This window comes from Cupriavidus sp. 05L310 (assembly GCF_056398185.1).
The window spans coordinates 19,531-40,743 of sequence record NZ_JBFTOX010000073.1 but is presented as its reverse complement, the minus strand read 5'-3'; the positions used below and the strand labels follow the sequence as shown (position 1 = coordinate 40,743).

13 protein-coding genes are annotated in these 21,213 nt (G+C 63.2%); 6 read left to right on the top strand and 7 right to left on the bottom strand.

The window, feature by feature from the left end; genetic code table 11:
* Positions 1 to 386: 386 nt before the first annotated feature.
* The 3 genes from AC1DS6_RS36875 to pdxR form a co-directional block, all read right to left on the bottom strand.
* On the bottom strand, positions 387 to 1,970 hold the full coding sequence (locus AC1DS6_RS36875) for an AMP-binding protein (protein WP_441633490.1): 1,584 nt from the start codon (positions 1,968 to 1,970) through the stop codon (positions 387 to 389).
* A 648-nt stretch (positions 1,971 to 2,618) separates the two neighbouring features.
* Positions 2,619 to 3,671, bottom strand: coding sequence for a linear amide C-N hydrolase (locus AC1DS6_RS36870; protein ID WP_441633488.1), 1,053 nt, complete (start codon positions 3,669 to 3,671; stop codon positions 2,619 to 2,621).
* Positions 3,672 to 4,151: 480 nt separating this feature from the next.
* Positions 4,152 to 5,666, bottom strand: coding sequence for a MocR-like pyridoxine biosynthesis transcription factor PdxR (pdxR, locus tag AC1DS6_RS36865; protein WP_441633486.1), 1,515 nt, complete (start codon positions 5,664 to 5,666; stop codon positions 4,152 to 4,154).
* 249 nt (positions 5,667 to 5,915) lie between these two features.
* Between pdxR and AC1DS6_RS36860 the strand changes: the two genes are divergently transcribed.
* From AC1DS6_RS36860 to AC1DS6_RS36835, 6 genes are all read left to right on the top strand, one after another.
* Positions 5,916 to 6,812 (top strand): carbon-nitrogen hydrolase family protein, encoded by an 897-nt coding sequence (locus AC1DS6_RS36860; protein WP_477104349.1) that lies wholly within the window; start codon positions 5,916 to 5,918, stop codon positions 6,810 to 6,812.
* A 228-nt stretch (positions 6,813 to 7,040) separates the two neighbouring features.
* The gene (locus AC1DS6_RS36855) at positions 7,041 to 9,941 is read left to right on the top strand and encodes an aminotransferase class I/II-fold pyridoxal phosphate-dependent enzyme (protein WP_441633483.1); all 2,901 of its coding nucleotides are present in this window, start codon (positions 7,041 to 7,043) and stop codon (positions 9,939 to 9,941) included.
* Between the two features lie 140 nt (positions 9,942 to 10,081).
* Positions 10,082 to 11,536, top strand: coding sequence for a biotin carboxylase (locus AC1DS6_RS36850; RefSeq protein ID WP_441633481.1), 1,455 nt, complete (start codon positions 10,082 to 10,084; stop codon positions 11,534 to 11,536).
* A 27-nt stretch (positions 11,537 to 11,563) separates the two neighbouring features.
* Positions 11,564 to 12,628 carry a C45 family autoproteolytic acyltransferase/hydolase gene (locus AC1DS6_RS36845; RefSeq protein WP_477104348.1) on the top strand — a complete coding sequence of 355 codons (1,065 nt, stop codon included), beginning with the start codon at positions 11,564 to 11,566 and terminating at the stop codon, positions 12,626 to 12,628.
* Positions 12,629 to 12,843: 215 nt separating this feature from the next.
* Positions 12,844 to 14,157 carry a dicarboxylate/amino acid:cation symporter gene (locus tag AC1DS6_RS36840; protein WP_477104347.1) on the top strand — a complete coding sequence of 438 codons (1,314 nt, stop codon included), beginning with the start codon at positions 12,844 to 12,846 and terminating at the stop codon, positions 14,155 to 14,157.
* Positions 14,158 to 14,254: 97 nt separating this feature from the next.
* Positions 14,255 to 15,187, top strand: coding sequence for an amino acid ABC transporter substrate-binding protein (locus AC1DS6_RS36835; protein WP_441633475.1), 933 nt, complete (start codon positions 14,255 to 14,257; stop codon positions 15,185 to 15,187).
* Positions 15,188 to 15,526: 339 nt separating this feature from the next.
* On the opposite strand, the gene AC1DS6_RS36830 is transcribed toward AC1DS6_RS36835, so the two are convergent.
* The 4 genes from AC1DS6_RS36830 to AC1DS6_RS36815 all read right to left on the bottom strand — a co-directional run bounded on the left by AC1DS6_RS36830 (position 15,527) and on the right by AC1DS6_RS36815 (position 21,209).
* Positions 15,527 to 16,768 (bottom strand): polyhydroxyalkanoate depolymerase, encoded by a 1,242-nt coding sequence (locus AC1DS6_RS36830; protein WP_441633473.1) that lies wholly within the window; start codon positions 16,766 to 16,768, stop codon positions 15,527 to 15,529.
* Positions 16,769 to 16,868: 100 nt separating this feature from the next.
* Positions 16,869 to 18,227 carry a sigma-54-dependent transcriptional regulator gene (locus AC1DS6_RS36825; protein WP_441633471.1) on the bottom strand — a complete coding sequence of 453 codons (1,359 nt, stop codon included), beginning with the start codon at positions 18,225 to 18,227 and terminating at the stop codon, positions 16,869 to 16,871.
* Positions 18,224 to 19,996: an ATP-binding protein gene (locus tag AC1DS6_RS36820; RefSeq protein ID WP_441633469.1), complete on the bottom strand. Its 1,773-nt coding sequence runs from the start codon at positions 19,994 to 19,996 to the stop codon at positions 18,224 to 18,226. The genes AC1DS6_RS36825 and AC1DS6_RS36820 overlap by 4 nt, the downstream gene beginning before the upstream one ends.
* A 217-nt stretch (positions 19,997 to 20,213) precedes the next feature.
* Entirely contained in the window at positions 20,214 to 21,209 is a 996-nt protein-coding gene (locus AC1DS6_RS36815) for a cytochrome d ubiquinol oxidase subunit II (RefSeq protein WP_441633494.1), read from the bottom strand.
* Positions 21,210 to 21,213 lie beyond the last annotated feature (4 nt).

Genomic DNA, 21,213 nt, shown 5'->3' with positions numbered 1-21,213 from the left:
TCGGGATCCGGCGAAAAGAGCGGCCGGGACCCAAACTCGCATCGCCTTAAGGCGATACTCAAACATGGGTCCCTCTTTTCCGCTCTTTTCGCCGGATCCCGAGGCGCCCCATACGGCCTGGTACACCTTGACGGCTCGCTTCGCATCGCTTGGGGGGCTCGCTTCGCATCGCGTTGGGGCTATACAAAAAACAACGGGTTGTCGGAGGTTCTTGGGGGGGAGGCGCTTAGGGGGCGGCCCGCCCTGCGCCTTTTGGTGCACGTGCAAGGCGGGGGCAGGGGGCGTTGGAAAAAGTATATGAGCATGGGCGGACGGCGTGCGCTCTGTTTCGCCGGAGCGTCATCGCCCGGCGGTGTGCAGTGCCGGCGCGGCGGCTGGTTCATGGCTCATGGCGAGTCCGCGAGCAGGGCGCGCAGTTGGTTCTTTGCCACTTTCTCCAGGGTGGACCGGGGCAGGCTCTCAACCAGCCTGATGTCATGCGGATGCTTGAAGCCCGCCAGTTGCGCCTTGCATGCGGACAGGATGCGCTCGGCCAGGGCCTGGCCGGTGCCGGCGTGCGGGATCACGAAGGCGACTGGCACTTCGTCCAGCATGGGATGCTTCTTGCCGACGACGGCGACTTCCGCTACGCCCTCGACCAGCGCGATGACGCGCTCGATTTCCGAGGCTGCCACGTTTTCCCCGCCGACCTTGAGCATGTCCTTGGCGCGGTCCGAGAAGTACAGGAAGCCGTCGTGGCCCAGGCGGACCCGGTCGCCGGTGATGAAGAGCCCGTCGTCGCGGAAGGCCGCCGCCGTCGCCGCCGGGTCGCCCGCATACTCCAGGAACAGGGAAACGCCACGGTGGCCGCCCACATGGAGGTTGCCTGTCTCGCCGGGGGCGACAGGCTGCCCGTCATCATCCAGCACGTGGATCGCATAGGCCTGGGACGGCCTGCCCATGGACATCGGGGCGTTTGCGAGGTGCGCGGAACCTATCGTGCCGTGGGTGATGGTTTCGGTCATTCCCCACCACCCGATCGTCCTGACCCCGAAGTGCGCATCCGTGGCCGGCGCGCAGACGCCGCTGCCCCAGAAGCGGTAGCTGTGGCGCGCCGGCCTGGGCTGGGTCAGCAGCGCCCGGACGCAGAACGGCACCATCGAGGTCCAGGTGCAACCATGCTTGACGGAGACTGGCCAGAAGCGTGATGCGGAGAACCCGGGTTGCACCACCACCGTGGCGCCCACCCAGAGCGCGGCTGCCACCGAGTAGATCTGCGCGTTGGTGTGGAACAGGGGGAGGTGGACCAGGTGCACATCCTCGGGCCGCAGGTCCTCGTGCATGGCGGACAGGCGCGCGCCCCAGAGCGCGTTCGCATGGGTCCAGAGCACCGCCTTGGGCCGGGCCGTGGTGCCGGATGTGTACTGGATGCCGAACGGCGCCATCGGGTCGTGCGGGCGCTCGATCAGTTGCGCGGGATCGGCGGAGATGGCGGCGAACGGCTCGAACCCGGCGAGGTCCGGCCCGGCGGCGGCGCCGCAATCCGTCCCGGTGACGGCCAGCCAGGCCAGGGATGGGGCCGCGGCCTTTACCATGGCGGCAAAGCGCGGTTGGGTGATGGCGCCGACGGCGCCGCTGTGACTGGCGAAGTACGCGAGCTCGTCGGTGCTCGACCGGGTATTGGTCGACACGGCCACGGCACCCGCGTAAGCGCAGCCCAGCCAGGCGATGACCGCCTCCGGGCAGTTGTCCAGGTGGACCAGCACGCGATCCGCCGGCCGTACTCCTCGCGCCTGCAGGCCGGCCGCAAAGCGGCGCACGCCGTCGCCAAAGTCCGCATAGGTCCAGGTCCTGCCTTCGCCTTCAAAGGGTTCCCAGATCAGGAAGGGATGAGCGCCGCGACTGGCCATCCGTTCGTCGATCAGGGTGCGGAAGTCGCTGCCTTCGAAGGGCGTCAGCGGTTTGGGGCTCGTTTTGTCTGCGTGGCTCATGGCGCTCGGGCTTTCCATCGGCGGGCTGATCGGGGAAACCCGTTCAGTGTTGCGACCACCGAGTGCGTGCGCCTCGTCCAAAGCGACGAAACCTGCTTGGTTGGCGTGAATCCGTGCAAGCTTTCCGCTTGCGCAGGCGCAGAGCGGGGTGCGCCGGATTCTGTCCCATCGATCCTGTAACGACGAATGAGCGGCACCGGGCGCATCCGGGTTGCTGCGTTCCCTTCCCCTGCTAGGGTCTGTCCCCGCTTTGCCGAGCCGTTACCATGGTTTCCGCCGCCGCCGCGCGGCCCGGGAAAAACGCAAGGCCGCGCACGGGCGAGATCACTGATCCTGCCAGGCTGAAGGCGTGTTTTGCCGAATGCACCGAGCCTGGCGGACATGTCGGACGAAACGAATCCGCATTCCGACATTCGCGCGGTGACATGAAGGCATTTGTGCGGGAAGTCCTCTTCGCCGGCAAGTGGCACCAGGCGTTCAGGGGGGAGGCTGCGCCGGACGGCCGGGCAGGCGAGGGCGCAAGACGCGCCCTGGCGGGCGCGCCTGCCGGCCGGGCGGATAAGCCCAGCCGGCGGCTTTGGCGGAGGTGCGGCAGGCACGCGTGCAAGGGCAATGATTTTGCACGGCGCCCGGCGCTACCCCGGTGAATCAGCTCTTTGAGAAATTCAGTGCCGGCGGCGCGTTATTCGGCTTGAACGGCGAGATCGAAAGCGTCTTCCCGTCCAGGTCGAAATGCGCCAGGTCCACGACGCGCAGGGTCTGATCCTGATAGCTCTTGATGTAGTAGCGCTTTGCCCTGAGATCGGCGATCGACGACCATTGCGTATATTCGAGCTGCCCGCCTTTGGGCGCCGTGGAAATGGAGCCCACCGGAATATCGAAATTATTCAGGATATGCTCTGCGAGCTTGATCGTTTGCGGGCCGTCGGGAAGTTGTTTGGCCGACGCGACATAGCCGAGGGCCCGGATGAAGCGGGACGGCGGCGTGGGATCGCCTGGAATGCCAAGAAGACCGGATCCCTGGCCAAAAGGCTCGAAGGTTTGCCCGGCAATCTTCATCGGATCGGCATCGACAGGCGAAATCTTTACGTAATTCCTGACATTGTTGAGGTGCCAGTCAAAGGTCGGCGAGTTGGTGAGGACGCCGAGCGGGTTGTCGTAAACTTTGAACTGGCCGCCGATAGGCTCGATCACGATCGAGGCGCCGGTCGCATCATGCAGGGGAAAGTGGAAAGGCAATGCCATGTCCAGCACTGGCGCCTTGATGTCGACGATTGACACATTGTTGAGTGCCGCCTTGACTTCGGCGACAGTCGCAAAGTTTGTCAGCACCCAGGTCAGGAACTCCCAGGACGCGATGGATTTGGCCGGATCGGCCTTCGCCGGATCGGTATAGCCGGCGAAACCGGGGAAGTAGAGGTTGCCACCCGCAAGGCCCTTCTCGTTCATCCCGTCGGCAAGCACCGGCTGTCCGCCCGACATGACGCCCACCACAGCGTAACGCGACTTCCAGCGGATGCCAGGCTTGTTGCCCGGGCCGGTGCCGACATACTCGTAATTGCGGGGCACCACGACTACATCCGGCTGCAGCTCGAAGCTGTACTCCATGGTGCGCGCATAGACAGGCGTGCCGTCTGCCGCTTTCAGCAGGAAATTGGTGCAGGCATTTGCCTGTGCGCCAAAGGCGATCAGGCATGCCATTGCCGCCGCCTTCATACGACCCGAAACTTTGTGTGATTTATACGCCACGATTACCCCTTATTTTTATTTGAAGCTTGCCTGTTAGAACAACAAGAACAACATTGACGTCTCGCTAGCCGGCACCGTTCGCACACAAAGGGCAATCCGTCCCAGTCTCCAGATCATTGCGAAAACGGTGCATATGCCAAGCATGCGCATCATAGCGCATGCGCAGGAATCATCACTCAATAGGGTGGGGCTGAAGCTTGGGTCCTGGTGTTCATATGCCGTTCATAGCGTTGGTTTTGAAATGCACCGCCGGTGCCACATCGGTATTACGGCGGCGGCCAGGGTTTCTGAAACTCTGCTCGTAGTGGACTCGATAGAAGAACCGCATGATTGGTCCGTCGTGAGCGATGTGCGATATCCCGCTGCAGAAACGCCGCGACAAGGCACCGGACTCGCCAACTTGAAGAGATCCTTCCGCGCTGTGCAAGCCGCTCAATCCTTGCCAAAGCCCTGGTTGACCAGCTCGACGGCCGTCGCCAGCTTGCCGACCGCGGCCGGAATCTCCTGGTCACTGACCCCGCCATAGCCCAGGACCAGGCCGTTTTGCGAGCGTAGCGGACTGGCGTAGTAAGAAGAGAGGGGGCGCGCCACGACGCCGTGGGCAAGCGCGCAACGCGAGACCAGTTGATCATTGGCGTGGCGAAGTACCACGGTCAGGTGAAGCCCGGTATCCGTGCCGACGATCTCGGCCTCGTCACCGAGCTTGCGTCGCAGTTCCTGTGTCAGCATCGCTTGCCGTTCGCCATAGATCTTGCGCATGCGCCGCACATGCGCAGCGTAGTGGCCGTCCGCAATGAACTCGGCAAGCGCGGTCTGTACTGACAACTGTCCGCCCCGATGCAGTTCGGATTGCGCCAGCGCGAAGGCATCCACCAGGGCGGTCGGCACGATGAGGAAGCCGAGCCGCAGCCCGGGGTAGAGCACCTTTGAGAAGCTGCCGACATAGATGGTGTTTTGATGCGGGTCCAGGCCCTGGAGAGAAGGCAGGGGCGCGCCATGATAACGAAACTCGCTGTCGTAATCGTCTTCGATGATCCAGGCATTGTGCCGATGCGCCAGCTCGGTCAGCAGGCGGCGGCGTGCGAGGCTCATCACCACGCCGCTCGGGTATTGGTGAGATGGCGTGACAAAGATGAGCCTGGGGCTGACCTCGGGGGTGATCGGAGGCAGCATGCCATGCTCGTCGACCGGTACGGCATCCATCTGCAGGCTCGCCGCGCGAAACACGCTGCGCGCTCCCCAATAGCAAGGGTCTTCAATCCATACGCGATCGCCGGGATCGGCGAGCAATCGGGCGCAGAGATCGATCGCCTGGTGGCTGCCTTGCGTCACCACGATCTGCTCCGGCGCGCAATCGACCCCGCGCGCCAGTGCCAGGTACTCCGCCAGCGCACGCTTGAGCGGCCGGTAGCCATGCCGGCTGCCATAGCCCAGTTGTTCCTGGCTGGCTGACTTCCAGACCTTGGTAATCAGGCGTTGCCAGACGCCACGCGGGAATTGCCTGACATCCGGAATGCCGGGCACGAAAGCGCCTACCTGCAGGTCCGACGCGCCGGCACCCGCCAGCAACTCGCGCGCGCGCGCCGACAAGCGCGTTGCGTCGCTGGCTTGTTCAATCTTGTCCTGCTGGCTCAGATCCGGCACGCGGTCGAGCACGGCTGGGTCGGGGGCGGTATCGCCAACATAGGTGCCGCTGCCGCCGTGTGTCTGGGTATAGCCTTCGTCGGTGAGGCGCTCATACGCATACAACACGGTGTTGCGGGCAATGCGCAGTTCCCTGGCCAGTTCGCGCGTAGGGGGCAGGCGCGTACCCGGGGATAACTGGCCGGCGAGAATCGCTTCGCGGATGTCGTCAAACAACTGCCTGTTCAATGGAGCCCCTGATCGTTCGGGGTGGCTCCAGTGACTGCGCGCGAGAAGCCAGTCAATTAACGGCGTCTCTTTCAATTCCTTGGCTCCATCTGAAAATTTGTACCGGCACTATACAGTGGGGCCAGCGCGCTTGTAGAGTAGATCCCATCATGTCGCGGCATTACCACAGAAGAATTTCAATTGAATAACCGAGTGCCGCCGCAACCCGCATCCAGAGAAAATATTTACCGTCAGGTAGGTCGATGACTCGTTGTCGCGTTGCGTGGCCTCACCAGAATGGCGCATTTACCGTGCCCATTTTTGGGGTGTTTGCAGAGGCAATAAATGAAGCGTTTTGCAGTAGCAGGAATCCAGATGCCGGTTTCGGCATTTGAAGAGAATATCAGCCAGATGAACCGATACCTGGCGCATGTCAGGCACCGCTTTCCGTGGGTCGATATGGTGATGTTCTCCGAGTTGGCGGCGTATGGTCCGAGCCCGTCGAAGGCCGAGGAGATGCCCGGTGTGGCAGAAGCGCGGCTTTGCGGACTGGCGGCCAAGTACGGCCTGTGGCTGATCCCCGGATCGCTGTTCGAACGTCTGGACGGCCGTGTCTACAACACGGCGCCGGTCATCGATCCTGCGGGCAATGTGGTCGCGCGGTTTCGCAAGCTGTTCCCGTTCCGGCCTTACGAGCAGGGTATCGCCGCCGGCAATGAGTTTGTCGTGTTCGATGTGCCGGGCGCGGGCCGCTTTGGGATATCGATCTGCTATGACATGTGGTTTCCCGAAACCACCCGGACACTGGCCGCGATGGGTGCCGAGGTGATCTTGCATCCGACCATGACGGACACCATCGATCGCGACGTCGAACTGTCGATTGCGCGCGCGTCGGCGGCGACGAACCAGGTCTACTTCTTCGATATCAACGGGGTCGGGGACGGCGGGGTGGGGCGTTCGATCGTGGTCGATCCTTCCGGCTATGTGCTGCATGAGGCGGGGCCGGGCACGGCGGAGATCATTCCCGTGGAGATCGATTTCGAGAAAATCCGCCGCGAGCGCGAGCGCGGCTTGCGCGGCCTTGGCCAGGCGCTGAAGAGCTTCCGGGATCGCGAGGTCGAATTTCCGGTTTATCAGCGCGGGAGCGGCGCCGATGCGTATCTTCACACCCTTGGAAAACTCGTCAAGCCGGGGGCCATGGAAAACGCGGAGCCGGAAATAACCGGTCCCGTCGGAGAATAGATTCGCTTGCGGGAAGTCCGCCGGATTAACATTATTATGATTATAAGATTCAGGTGAATCCGCGGAGACCGCTGGATCATGGCGGGAGTGTTTTCATCAAATCGGATGGATATAATTCCTGATTGATAAGGATTAATCCAGATACAAACAAAAAAGTACCGTCATTCAATGAATTCGTTCGGAAATCCGAACGTTTTGTTGAGCCTATTTCGATAGCAGAGGAACACCATGGCACGCAGCACGGCACGCAAAGTAAAGACCGGGCAGAGTACTTCCCTGAACCGATACCGTAGCGTCTGGGAGATGCGCGCGGATGGTTGGATGAACCTGACCGACGATCTTGGACGGCTGGTCAATCTTGGGAAGGAGTGCAAGGAATTCATCGAGCGCCACGCCCGGGTGAAAGAGACGCTGACCACGCTTGAGCCGATCGAAAGGTTCTGGGCGTTTCCCGGGTACCGGCTGTTCGAGCAACTGATCCTCTGGTTCGAATCCGGTGACCTGATCCGGCTGAATATCGCGGTGCATCGCATCAATCGCATGCTGGCGAGCGATACCTATCGGCATCAGAAGCTGTCCCTGGATGCGGAATCGGAAGAGCCCTCCGAGATCGAGACCGAGGAGGAACTGCAGGCGCAGATCGCGCGGCCGTACTTTGAAGTGCTGATTGTCGACAATATGACGCGGGAAGACGAAGAAGCCCTGCGCCGGCGCGTGCAACGCAAGCAGCGCGTGGATGATCCCTTTGTCTGGGATATCGTTGTCGTGCCCAGTTTTGAAGATGCGCTGATTGCCACGCTGTTCAACTTCAATCTGCAGGCTTGCGTGATCCGGCATGGCTTTCCGTTCAAGTCGGAGTACGAGCTGGACCTGCTGCGCACGTTCCTGGAAGGCCTCGACGAGGGCATCGAAGAGCAACCCGAGTCCGAGCGTGGTCCTCTGCTGGGTCAGAAGATCGCGGAACTGCGGCCGGAGCTGGACCTGTACCTGGTCACGGACGTCAAGGCGGAAGAGATCGCGTCGCGCCTGGGTGAAGTCTTTCATCGGATCTTTTTCCGGGAAGAAGACCATACCGAGCTGTACATGTCGATCATGAAGGGCGTCTCGGAGCGCTACAAGACGCCGTTCTTCACCGCACTGAAGGAATACTCGAAGCAGCCGACGGGCGTGTTCCACGCCTTGCCCATCGCCCGCGGCAAGTCGATCATGAACTCCAACTGGATCCAGGACATGGCGCAGTTCTATGGCCTGAACCTGTTCATGGCCGAGACCTCGGCCACCTCCGGCGGGCTGGATTCGCTGCTCGATCCCATCGGCCCCATCAAGGTCGCGCAGGAGTATGCGGCCCGTGCCTTCGGCGCGCGGCGCACGTTCTTTGCCACCAACGGGACTTCCACGGCCAACAAGATCGTGGTCCAGGCGCTGATCAAGCCCGGCGACATCGTGATGGTGGACCGCAATTGCCACAAGTCGCACCACTACGGCATGGTGCTGGCGGGCGCCAAGGTCGCTTATCTCGACTCGTATCCGCTGGACGACTATTCGATGTATGGCGCGGTGCCGGTGTCCCAGATGAAGCGCACGCTGCTGCGCTTCAAGCAGGCAGGCACGCTCGACAAGGTGAAGATGGTCCTGCTCACCAACTGCACCTTCGATGGCGTGGTCTACGATGTGAAGCGGGTGATGGAGGAGTGCCTGGCAATCAAGCCGGATCTGATCTTCCTGTGGGACGAGGCCTGGTTCGCATTTGCGCGCTTTCACCCGACCTATCGCCAGCGTACCGGCATGGATTCCGCGTCGCGGCTGCGCCGCGAACTGGACAGCGAAGAGTACCGCCGCCGCTACGAAGCGTTCACCGAGTCGTTCTCCGGGACGGACTGGGACGATGAAGAGAAGGTCGTCGCGACGCGCCTGATGCCGGACCCGGATCGTGCGCGCGTGCGGGTCTACGCCACGCAATCCACCCACAAGACGCTGACCGCATTGCGGCAGGGGTCCATGATCCACGTCTGGGACCAGGATTTCAAGGACAAGGCCGAGGAAGCGTTTCATGAGGCATACATGACGCACACCTCAACCTCGCCGAACTACCAGATCCTGGCCTCGCTCGATGTCGGCCGCCGCCAGGTGGAGCTCGAAGGCTATGAACTGGTCCAGCGGCAGGTTGAACTGGCGATGACCTTGCGGGAATGGATTCATTCGCATCCGTTGCTGAAGAAGTACTTCCAGTTCCTCAATGTCTCGCGCGTGGTACCTGCCGCCTACCGGCCTTCGGGCATCGATGCGTACTACAGCCCCGAATCCGGCTGGGCGAATATGGAAGCCGCCTGGCGGGTCGACGAGTTCGCGCTGGATCCCACGCGCCTGACGCTGTCTATCGGCACATCCGGTATCGACGGCGACACCTTCAAGAACAAGTACTTGATGGACAAGTACGGCATCCAGATCAACAAGACCTCCAGGAATACGGTCCTGTTCATGACCAATATCGGCACCACGCGATCGTCCGTCGCCTACCTGATCGAGGTCTTGATCAAGATTGCCCGGGAGCTGGACGAGCGCACGGGGGATATGAGCATGATCGAGCGCCGCCTGCACGAAAAACGCGTGTCCTCGCTGACGAAGGAGCTGCCGCCGTTGCCGGACTTCTCGCATTTCCACTTCGCGTTTCGCAGCGTCTGCAACAGCGGCCAGATCGAGACGCCGGACGGCGATATCCGCAAGGCGTTCTTCATGTCCTACGACGAGGAGAACTGCGAGTACCTCAACATGGCCGAGGTGGCCAGGGCAATCGGCAAGGGGCGCGAAGTGGTATCGGCCTTGTTTGTCATCCCGTACCCGCCGGGATTCCCGATCCTGGTGCCGGGGCAGGTGATCAGCTCGGAAATCCTGGAGTTCATGCAAGCGTTGGATGTGCGCGAAATCCACGGCTACCGCCCGGAACTCGGGTTCCGCGTGTTCAACGATGGCGCGCTTCAACAGCTGGCGCTACAGGCCGCGGGTGAAGCCGCCGCAGCGGTTGCCGCCGCCGCGAAGGCGTCGGTTTCGACGGTCGTCGAGGTGTCCACGGCGACGGTGGATGAGGTTGCCTCGGCGGCGCCGGGAGACCGTCCGGCACCAAAAAAGTAGAGGCGCGGGAGGCCGGCATCGACGCCCGGCTTCCCGCGACAGAGCCGAAATCGAAAGAAGAAAAGTGCCGGACCTGGAATCCCAGGGGCCGCGGGATTCCCGCGTCCAGCCGGTGCGGCATTCGCCAGGAGAAAACCGCAATGGAAAAAGTCCGTAATGTGTCAGATCTGCGCCTGATGTTCCACCGGAACGAGAGGCCAATCTACTTTATCAGTGCCACGAACTTCAACCTCCTGGGCATCGACCAGTGGGTCAACCGCTTCAAGTACATCAACTACATCGACTGCTTCGACGGCCGCCATCCGAACGTCTTCGTCCCGCCAGCGCTGCCGCATGAAGAGTTCACCTCGATCGAGGATATCAACAACTATCTGCTCCAGCACAAGGATGTGGTGGAGTTGATCGAGCAGCGCGGCGGCAAGCCCGCCGCCACCTTCCTGATGTTCGACGAGAAGACGGAGGAGCTCGCCGACGAGCTGGGTCTCGACGTCTGGTTTCCCCCGGCGGCGCTGCGCAGCCGCTGCGACAACAAGATGGAAACCGTACGCATCGGCAACAAGGCCGGGGTGGCGTCGGTACCTAATGCGCTGGAGAAGGTCCAGAGCTATGCACATCTGATGCAGATCGCGGAACGTCACGGGCTGGGGCGCGATCTTGTGGTGCAAAGCGCATTCGGCGATTCCGGGCATACCACCTTTTTTATCGCGAACGAGGACGATTTCAACAAGCACAAGGATGAGATCGTCAATGACCCCGAAGTCAAGATCATGAAGCGCATCAACTGCCGGGGCGCGACGCTGGAAGCGTGCGCAACGCAGTCCGGCACGCTGGTCGGCCCGCTCCTGACGGAGGTGGTGGGCGCGCGGGAGCTGACCCCTTACAAGGGCGGCTGGTGCGGCAATGAGATCTTCCCTGGCGCCTTCTCCGAAGAGGTAAGGGCGAAGGCGCGCGACATGGCCTTCCGTTTCGGCAACCAGTTGCTGGAGGAGGGGTATCGCGGCTATTTCGATCTTGATTTCCTGATCGACGTCGATAGTGGCGAGGTGTATCTCGGCGAGCTGAATCCCCGCATCTGCGGCGCCAGCCCGATGACCAACCATGCGGCTTTCGCGTATGCGGATACGCCCCTGTTCCTGTTCCATCTGCTCGAGTTCTCGGGGGTGCCCTTCGATCTCAATGTGCGCGAGCTCAACGAGCGCTGGGCCGAGAAATCGTTTATCGACGGATGGTCCCAGCTCGTCATCAAGTACACCGATGACAATGTCGACGTGGTGACGCACGCGCCGCCGTCCGGCATCTACCGCATGGCTGCCGACAGCTCGGTGTCCTATCACCGCTTCGACTTCAACCGGCGCGAGATCGAGAGCGAGCGCGAGGCGTTCTTCCTGCGCATCACCGGTCCGGGCGACTACCGCTATGAGGGCGCGGACCTTGGCATCCTGATTACGCGCGGCCGCTCGATGGACGATGACTTCAAGCTCAACGAGCGCGCGCATCACTGGATCCGGGGCATCAAGCAGTACTACGCCGCCAAGCCCCTGGTGTCGTCGCAAGCCGAGATGGCGCCGCAGCCTGGTGCGTTCAAGATCTTGTAGGTCCAATCCCCCGGGGGTGAGACATTCATGCGTTGTACTTTCGAAGCGATCAGCGAGGATTTGCCCGGCGCGCAATGGCAGAACGTCTTCCGGCAGTTCTGGCCCGGATACCGGCAATGGTATCTGCGCGACGGGGACCGCGCCCGCCCGGGCTTCCTGATGTGTCGCAAAGCCTTGCGCAACCATATGCCGGAACTCGTTCCCACCTGGGAGCGGCTGGTTGAGCTTGCCGGCGGCGGCGACGTCGAGGCGCGTTTCCTGTCGATGTGGGGGCCGCCCCCCTACATCGCGGGTTGCGCACAGGCGGTCTGGTTGCCCGTGCCGGGCCGCCAGACCGCAGGCGCCACGCCGGCGCTACTGCGCAACTACGATTTCGCGCCAGCCCTGCTCGAAGGCGTGTGGCTCGCATCGAGATGGCATGGCCGTCGGGTCGTGGCGGTCAACGACTGCTTGTGGGGCGCGCTTGACGGCATCAACGAAAGCGGCCTTGCCGCTTCGCTGTCCTTCGGGGGCCGCCAGGCGGTCGGCCACGGCTTCGGCATTCCGCTGGTGCTGCGCTATGTGCTGGAGTTCGCCGAGAGCGTCGAGGATGCCGTGGAGATGCTCTCGCGCATTCCCGTGCACATGAGCTATACGGTGAGCCTGCTCGATCGCCGGGAGCACTGGGCCACGGTCTTCGTGACCCCGGACAAGCCGGTCGAAGTGGTACGCAAGCAGGCGGTGAGCAACCTGCAGCAGGGCGTCGAGTGGGCGGCGCACGCCACCGCGACGCGGGCCGAGATCAGGGAGGAAGCACTGGCGGTGGCGGTGCGGCAGGCCGAGGACTCCAAGGATGTCCTGCGCGCCTTGCTGCGGCCGCCCCTGCTTCAGACGTCCTACGGGCGCGGGCACGGCACTTTGTACACCGCGGTCTATCACCCCTATGACGGTTCCGTCGAAATGGTCTGGCCCGATTCCTTGTGGCGGCAATCATGCCAGCATTTCCTGCCGGGTGCCCGCATGATCGAGTTCGACCTGGAAGCCACGGCGCTGCCCCATGCGGTGGTGCCGGCACGCCGGTGGACGCTCGACGACGTCGGCAGCTTTCAATGAGCCTGGCGGGCGCGTAGCCATGGATGCATAGGAACGATCAAGTAGCGGCAAGGATGTGCAGCCAGGGTGCGCCCCGGCCACGCACCGGCCATCCATTACCTGGGACACAAGCAGGACGCGATCCGGACCGGACCGCGGGGGCCCCGTATTGCCTGCAAGACACGCGGTGGGTATCCACTGCGGATCACGGGCTGAAGAATATCCAAGGAGCAATCATGAAGAAGAAGCGTCCAATCACCACGTATATCGTCATTGCGATGATACTCGGCGTCCTTGTCGGCTACAGCTGTCACCAGGCATTCCCCGACCCCGGCACCGCCAAGGAGATCGCTGGCTATATCTCCGTCTTTACCGATATCTTCCTGCGGCTGATCAAGATGATCATCGCGCCGCTGGTGTTCTCGACGCTAGTGGTCGGCATCGCGCATATGGGCGACGCGAGCACGGTGGGCCGCGTTGGCGTGAAGGCGCTTGGCTGGTTTATCGTGGCTTCGTTCCTTTCGCTTTCGCTTGGGCTGGTACTCGCCACGGCCCTGCAGCCCGGACACAATATCGGCTTGCCGCTGCCGGACGTGGGCGCGGCGACCAATCTGAAGACCAACGCGTTCACGCTGAAAGACTTCATCACGCACCTGGTACCGAAGTCCGTGGCGGAGGCCATGGCCACCAATGAGATCCTGCAGATCGTGGTGTTCTCGATCTTCTTCGGCACCGCGCTGGCCGCGCTCGGGGAGACCGGCAAGCGGCTGGCCGGCGTGATCGACGATCTTGCGCAAACGATGCTCAAGATCACGGGCGCGGTGATGTGGATGGCGCCGCTGGCGGTGTTCGCGGCGATTGCCTCGACCGTGACCACGCAGGGCTTGGGCATCCTGATCACCTTCGCCAAGTTCATGGGCAGTTTCTACCTGGGTCTTCTGGTGCTCTGGGGCTTGCTGATCCTGGCTGGGGTCTTCTTCCTCGGCAAGCGGGTGTTCGCGCTGATCCGCCTGATCCGCGAACCCTTCCTGCTGTCGTTCTCCACCGCGAGTTCCGAGGCCGCTTACCCGAAGATGCTCGATGCGCTGGACCGCTTCGGGGTCAGCCGGAAGATCTCCAGCTTCGTGCTGCCAATGGGCTATTCGTTCAATCTGGACGGCACCATGATGTACTGCACGTTCGCCGTGCTGTTCATCGCCCAGGCGTACGACATTCATTTGCCGATCAGTACGCAGATCACCATGCTGCTGTTGCTGATGCTGACCTCCAAGGGCATGGCGGGTGTGCCGCGCGCATCGCTGGTGGTGATTGCGGCCACGCTGAACCAGTTCGGTATTCCGGAAGCCGGCCTGCTGTTGATCATGGGCGTCGACCAGTTCCTGGACATGGGGCGTTCGGCGACCAATGCAGTGGGCAATTCGATCGCCGCGGCGGTGGTTGCGAAATGGGAAGGCCAGCTGGCGAGCGAGTCGGAGCTGGAAGCCCAGGGCGGCGGAAATGTCCCGGATGCGCGGGCTCCGCTCGGCAAGCCGGGGGCGGCGCAGGCATAGCCGGTGCCGGTATCCGGGAGCAAACCGGGGCTGCCATATGCCATAGGCCATAGGCCATATCGGCAGCCTCGCGCCAACGATCAGCGTAGGAGAATCCATGCATTCCAACAAAGCACGCGGGCAAGGCCGATTCCGGCAAGCTGCGGTGTGGGCTGTCACCGCGCTGTGCGCGGTGCTCTTCACCGGAGCCGCTTTCGCGCAGCAGGCCGGGGAGCTTTCCGGTGCGCTCAAGAAGGCGAAGGAGGGCGGTACCCTGACGATTGCCTATCGCGAATCGTCCCTGCCGTTCTCATATCTCGACAAGCTGGGCAAACCTGTTGGCTATTCCATCGACATCTGCCGGGCGATCGTGCAGGCGGCGGCTGCCGAGGTGGGACGCGACGTGGGCATTCAATGGGTGGCGGTCACGTCGGAAAGCCGCTTCGACGCTGTCATCTCCGGCAAGGCCGACCTGGAGTGCGGCTCGACCACCAGGAACGGCGAGCGCCTGAAGCGCACGGCATTTTCCCCGGTGATCTTTGTCGCCGGGACCAAGCTTATGGTGCCGCGCGGCTCGCAGGTCAAGACCTTCCGGGACCTCAAGGGAAAGTCTGTCGTCGCCACCGGCGGTACTACCAATGTGGACGCGCTCGAACGGCTCTCCGCCCGTTTCGGCCTGCAGTTGAATATCATCAAGGCGCGGGATCACGCCGACGCTTTCCAGGTATTGCTGCACCATGGTGCGGATGCTTATGCGGGGGACGATGTGTTGCTGTACGGCTTTCTCAGCGGCGGTCCGGCGGCGGGGAAGTTTGTGGTGACGCGCGATTTCCTTTCGTACGACCCTTACGCGATCATGTTCCGCAAGGGCGATCCGCAGTTTGCCGCCGTGGTCGACAAGGCTGTCCGGGATCTTGCCGCGTCCGGGGAGCTGGAACGAATGTACAAGCAATGGTTCATGGACAAGCTGCCCACCGGCGAGCGCCTGGGCTTGCCGATGAGCGCGCAGCTCGATGAACTCATTCGCGCGACGCCGGATCGGGCGGAATAAGCGATGCGGCATGGCGGGACGGTCAGTCCCTCGCGCCATTCGGACGAATGATGAACAAGACAGAGCTTCTCTCAAGAATGGCGACGGGAGCCCGCCTGCGCATTTCGTGCAATCCCTGGGGCGTCCCGATCCAGGGGGCCTTCCTCGATGAGCCGGGGAGGCCGGGGGGACTGCTGCATATTCCGCAGTGGCAGATCCTCCGGCTGGTTCGTTCCGGCCTGCTGCGCTGGAGGCGCGAGCCACGGGCGGCGTCCAGCGAGCTGATTCTCAGCGCTTCCGGCCTGGCCGCCGCCAGCCGGAAGCCCGTTCCCCGGTAGCCGGGGAGCGGGGTCCCGCGGCTCAGCGGTGCCTGGCGATGAAATCGCGCAACTGCGGATAGATCTCCTCGCGCCACCGCCGTCCCGAAAAAATGCCGTAGTGACCGCAACCCGCCGCGGTGATGTGCTGTTTGCGCGTGGCCGGAATGCCGGCGCACAGGGCATGTGCGGCGGCTGTCTGGCCCGCACCTGTAATATCGTCCAGTTCCCCCTCGATGGTCAGTAGCGCCGCGCCCTTGATGTCAGCGGGGCGCACCGGCTTGCCATCGATTTCCCAGGTGCCTTCGGCAAGCCGGAATTCCTGGAACACGTCACGGATGGTGTCCAGGTAGTACTCGGCCGCCATGTCGAGGACGGCGTTGTACTCGTCATAGAAACTCACATGCGCCTGGGCGTCGTCGAGATCGCCCTCGACGAGGTTGCGGTAGTAGTCGTAGTGCGAGGAGAGGTGACGGTCGGGATTTGTCGCTACAAAGCCGGCATGCTGCAGGAACCCCGGGTAGACCTTGCGCCCGTGGCCCGGATAGTTGGCCGGCACGGTATGGATCACATTGTTCTCGAACCACCCGAAGGACTTGTCGGTGGCCAGCGTGTTCACCGCGGTCGGGCTGCGGCGCGCGTCGATCGGGCCGCCCATCATCGTCATGGTCCTGGGCGTCGTCTCGCCCGCCGAAGCCAGCAGGGAAATGGCCGCCAGCACGGGCACCGCTGGCTGGCATACCGAGATCACGTGCAGCTTCTCCGCGCCGATGTGACGGATAAAGTCCTGTATGTAGCGGACATAGTCGGTCAGGTGGAAGGCGCCTTCCTCGACGGGCACCATGCGGGCATCGACCCAGTCGGTCACATAGACCTTGTGGTTGCGCAGCAAGGTCCGCACCGTATCGCGCAACAGCGTCGCATGGTGGCCGGATAGCGGGGCGCACACCAGCACCACGGGCTCGTCCTTCAGCAGCCGGATGGTCGCAGGATCATCCGCATAGCGCTTGAAGCGTAGCAATTTGCAGAACGGCTTCTGGACAATGGTCTGCTCCACGATCGGGACGTCCCGATCGTGGCATTGCACCGACTTGATATCGAACGAGGGCTTCTTGTAATCCTTGCCCAGCCGGTAGAGCAGTTCATAGCCAGCCGCCAGCCGCGTGGCGCAAGGCACGAGCGAGAGCGGACTGAGGGGGTTGGTGAGGGTCCGCGACGTCGCTTGCGCCAGGGCGGTAAGCGGCAGCAGCATGGCGCTCTTGAGTTCGTGGAACTGGTACAGCATGAGAAATGCCTTGTGAAGATCTAGTGTGAGAAACGGGCCGGATTGCCGGCGTCAGCCGGCCGGCGGCGGGAAACGGATATGGGCTGGCGGAGTTCGGCCGCTACTCCTCCGCCTGCACCTTGTCGTAAGCGATCTGGAGCCGGCGCAGCTTGGAGTACAGCGTCTGCTTCGGTATGGACAGTGCCTTCGCGGTGGCGGCGACATCGCAGTTGTGGCGCTTGAGTTCCTCCATGACAACGACCCGTTCGAACTGCTCGAGTTGCTCGGGCAGGCTGTTGCCGGGTTCGCTGTGGCTGTGATGCAGATCGAAATCGTCGGACAAGAGGCCGAGCACGAAGCGGTCGGCGACATTGCGCAGCTCCCGCACATTGCCCGGCCAGGAATGGGATAGCAGCACGTCGAACTGGGCGTTCTCGAGCACAGGCGCCGGACGGCCGAAGCGCGTTGCCGCCTGCAGGATGAGGTGCTCGAACAGCAGCGGGATGTCTTCGCGGCGCTCGCGCAGGGGCGGCAGGTCGATGAAGGCGACGCCAATGCGATAGTACAGGTCGGCACGGAACTTCTTTTGCTCGCTGAGCAGTTTCAGGTCCTCCTTGCTGGCGGCGATCACGCGGCAATCCACCGCGATGGATTCGTTGGAGCCCACGCGCTCGATGGATCGCTCCTGCAGCGCCCGCAGGAACTTGACCTGCACCGACAACGGCATGCTCTCGATTTCGTCGAGGAACAGCGTCCCGCCTTGTGCATGCTCGAACTTGCCGCAGCGGCGGCGCGTGGCGCCGGTGAACGAGCCGACCTCGTGCCCGAACAGTTCGCTTTCGGCCAGCGCCTCCGGCAAGCCGCCGCAATTCAATGGCACGAAGTTGGCGCTCCGGCGCGCGCTGTGGTCATGTAGGCAGCGCGCGACGAGATCCTTGCCGGTCCCCGTCTCTCCGTAGATCACCACATCGGCGGGCGCATTGGCGAGGGCGCGTACCGCGCGGCGCACGCGCTCCATCTGGGCGGAACGGCCGATCAGGCAGGCCTGGATCCCGCGCCAGCCCTCCAGTTGCTCGCGCAGGCCGCGGACCTCCAGGCTGAGCTTGCGGCGGTCGGCCGCGCGCCTGACCACAGACACAAGATGATCGGACGAGCACGGTTTCTCGATAAAGTCATAGGCGCCCACGCGCATGGCTTGCACGGCCATGGAGATATCGCCATGGCCGGTCATCAGGATCACGGGCAGGTCGCTGTCGAGGCCCAGCAGCTCGCTTAGCCAGGCCACGCCGCTGATCCCCGGCAGCTTGACATCGCATACCACCACGGCGGGCGCGCCGAGGCTGATGCTGCTGCGCGCCTGCTCGACCGAGGCGAAGCCGTCGACCTCGAACCCTGCCAGCTCAAGTGCCTGCGAGCTGCCTATCAGCACATCCTCTTCGTCCTCGACGAAGATCACGCGGATGGGATGGGTGTCGGTCATTGATGTTCCCCTTTGGTGGGCGGCGCCAGCGGCAATTCGACGACGAATTCGGCACCTCCCTGCGCCAGGTTGCGGGCATACAAGCGGCCGCCGAACTCGCGCACGATGTGCGCCGAGATCATCAGGCCGAGTCCCAGGCCCTTGCCCGCCGGCTTGGTTGTCACGAATGGTTCGAACAGGCGCGGCAGCACATCGGGATGGATGCCGGCGCCCGAGTCGCGGATGGTGAGCTGGCATTGCCCCTCGTGCGCGGCCGCGTGGATGTCGATCCGCCTGGCCGCAGCGTCCGACAACGCATCCGCGGCATTGCCCAGCAGGTTAATCAGGACCTGCTCCACGCGTACGTCGTCGGCCAGCACGCTGATGTCATCCGGGGCAATCGCTACGTTGACGGTGATATCCAGTTCCCGCATCCGGCTGGTCACGACAAAGAGCGCGTCCTGTATCACCTGCCGTACTACGACCGGCCGCAAGGGTTCCTGGGACTTGTGCGCAAACACTTTCAGCTGTTGCGTCAGGCGGCCAAGACGGTTGATGAGGTTGGCAATGCGCTGGAGGTTGCCCGCGGCATCCTTGAGCCTGCCTTTTTCCAGCAGCACGGCAGCGTTGTCCGACAGCGTGCGCATTGCCGCCAGGGGCTGGTTCAGCTCGTGCACGACCCCGGCGGACATCTGCCCGAGCGCGGCCAGCTTGCCGGCATGGACGAGGTCGCTTTGCAGCGCGCGCAGTTCGGCCGTGCGTTCGAGCACCTTGGCCTCTAGGCTATCGTGGGCTTCCCGCAGCGCGCGCTGCGCGGCCTTTTGCTGTTGGGCGGCGCGCCGGCGCTGGGCAACGACGAGGATCAGCAGCAGCAGGACCATGCAGGCCAGCAGGGCGCCGATGGCGGCATTGCGGGCGAGTGTGCGCGCGGGCAGTTCGTCGTCCAGCAGCACGATGCGCCAGAGGCCGTGGTTCACCGTGCGCTCGGACGCCAGGTAGTCCACGGCATCCAGATGCACGCGGCGGGTGTGTTCGTCCAGCCTGGCGCGTACCTGCCATTCCAGCGGCATCAGGTCGGATTTGCCATAGGTTCGCGCCTGCGCGGCCTCGGCCAGCATTGCCGCCGTCATGGGCGCCAGGGGCCGCAGCCGCCATTGCGGCAGCGAGGCCAGGATCACCACATCGCGTGCGTCGACGACAAGAACCTTGCCGGGAATCTGTATCCAGTTCCGCTCCACGGCGTCGAGGTTGACCTTGACCGTGGCGACGCCGCGCTGCGTGCCGCCTTGCTGCAGCGCGTACGCGAGATAGTAGCCGGGCCGGCCGGAAGTAAACCCGACGCCATAGAAGCGGCCCTGGCCGTGCGCGAGCGCATCCCGCATGTAGGGGCGGAACGAAAGGTCGGCGCCCACTGGCGTTCCCGGCTGGTCCCAGTCCGCGGCGGCCAGCGTCATGCCGGAGCGTTGCGTCACGTACAGGTTGTCGGCGCCGGCGGTCGCGGTGATGCCGTGCAGGTAGCGGCTGACCTGATGTTTCAGCGCCGCGTCTTCGGGCCGGGCGAGCAGGTCGAAGACTTCGGTGGTGGATTCCAGCAGCGAGGGCAGGTAGTCGAACCGCGACAGTTCACCGTCCAGCCGTGCGGCGACGACGTCAAGCCGATGCTGTGCCGCAACGCGCAATTGATCGAGACCGACGCGCAACGCCATGGCATAGGAGAGCCAGGCGGACAGAGCGATCGCAATCAATGCCATACCGCACCCGATCATCATGCGCATACGGCCCAGATTCATGTCGCGTGCCCTTTCTCCGCGGTCCTCGAACTCGCAGGATGGTTCGTCCCGGTACTGGGGGGGGAGGTACAACCCTTGTCCGCCCTGATACAAGTCATGCAAGTCATGCAAATCAGGATGATCAAGTGTACTCCCGGAACCTCCCCGGGCAGCACCCGGGTAGAACCCGAAGACAGGATCTTGCGCGGTGTCGCGATGCAGCATTCTTGCGGCCCGGCTAAGCGTAGTGGAGTTCGCGCGTCTTGCCGCGGAACACCCGGTACGAGAACACCGTGTAGCCGGCGATCGCGGGCACCGAGATGCAAACGCCCACCAGGATCACCTTCAGGGCTTCCGGGCTGCTGGCGGCCTGCCAGATCGTCAAGCGGTGGATGACGACATAGGGGAAGATGCTGTAGGCCAGGCCGATGAAGCTGAGTACAAAGACAGCGATCAGCAGCACGAAGGGCAGCCAAGCCACAGGCCCGCGCACCAGCCGGGTCTTCAGCAACAAGCGCACGGCCATCAGCATGACGCCGGTTGCCATCGGGATGGCAAGCAGCGCGATGATCTGCGGCAGCACGAACCAGCGCTCGCGCACCACGGCGCTGATCCAGGGGGTGGCCACGGAGATCAGCGCGAGTCCGCAGGCCATTGGCGCCCATGCGATCTTCGCCCACTGTATGGCGCGCTGCTGCAGTTCGCCCTCCGTTTTCATGATGAGCCAGCACGCGCCGAGCAGCACATAGGCCATGGGCAGCGCAATGGCGATGGCCGCCGCGAACAGCGGGTAGTTCCAGCCGTTGCCGAAGCCGCTGATGTAGCGGCCCAGCATCCAGCCCTGCGAGACCGATGCCAGGGTCGAGCCGGCGAAGAAGAGCCTGTCCCACATCGGCTTGTGCGCGCTCCTCACCTTGACGCGGAAGTCGAACGCCACGCCGCGCAGGATCAGGCCGACCAGCATCAGCGTGACCGGCAGGTAAAGCGCGGTCAATATCAAACCGTGCGCCTTGGGGAAAGCCACCAGCAAGATGCCGACGCCGAGCACAAGCCAGGTCTCGTTGGCATCCCAGAACGGACCGATCGAAGCCACCATGACATCCTTCTCGGCGGGCGTGGCCCGGTGCATCAGCATGCCGACCCCGAGATCGTAGCCGTCGCTGATCACGTAGACCAGCATGGCCACGCCCATCAGCGCCATGAAGATGACAGGCAGGGCGTCGTCTAGACGCATCCAG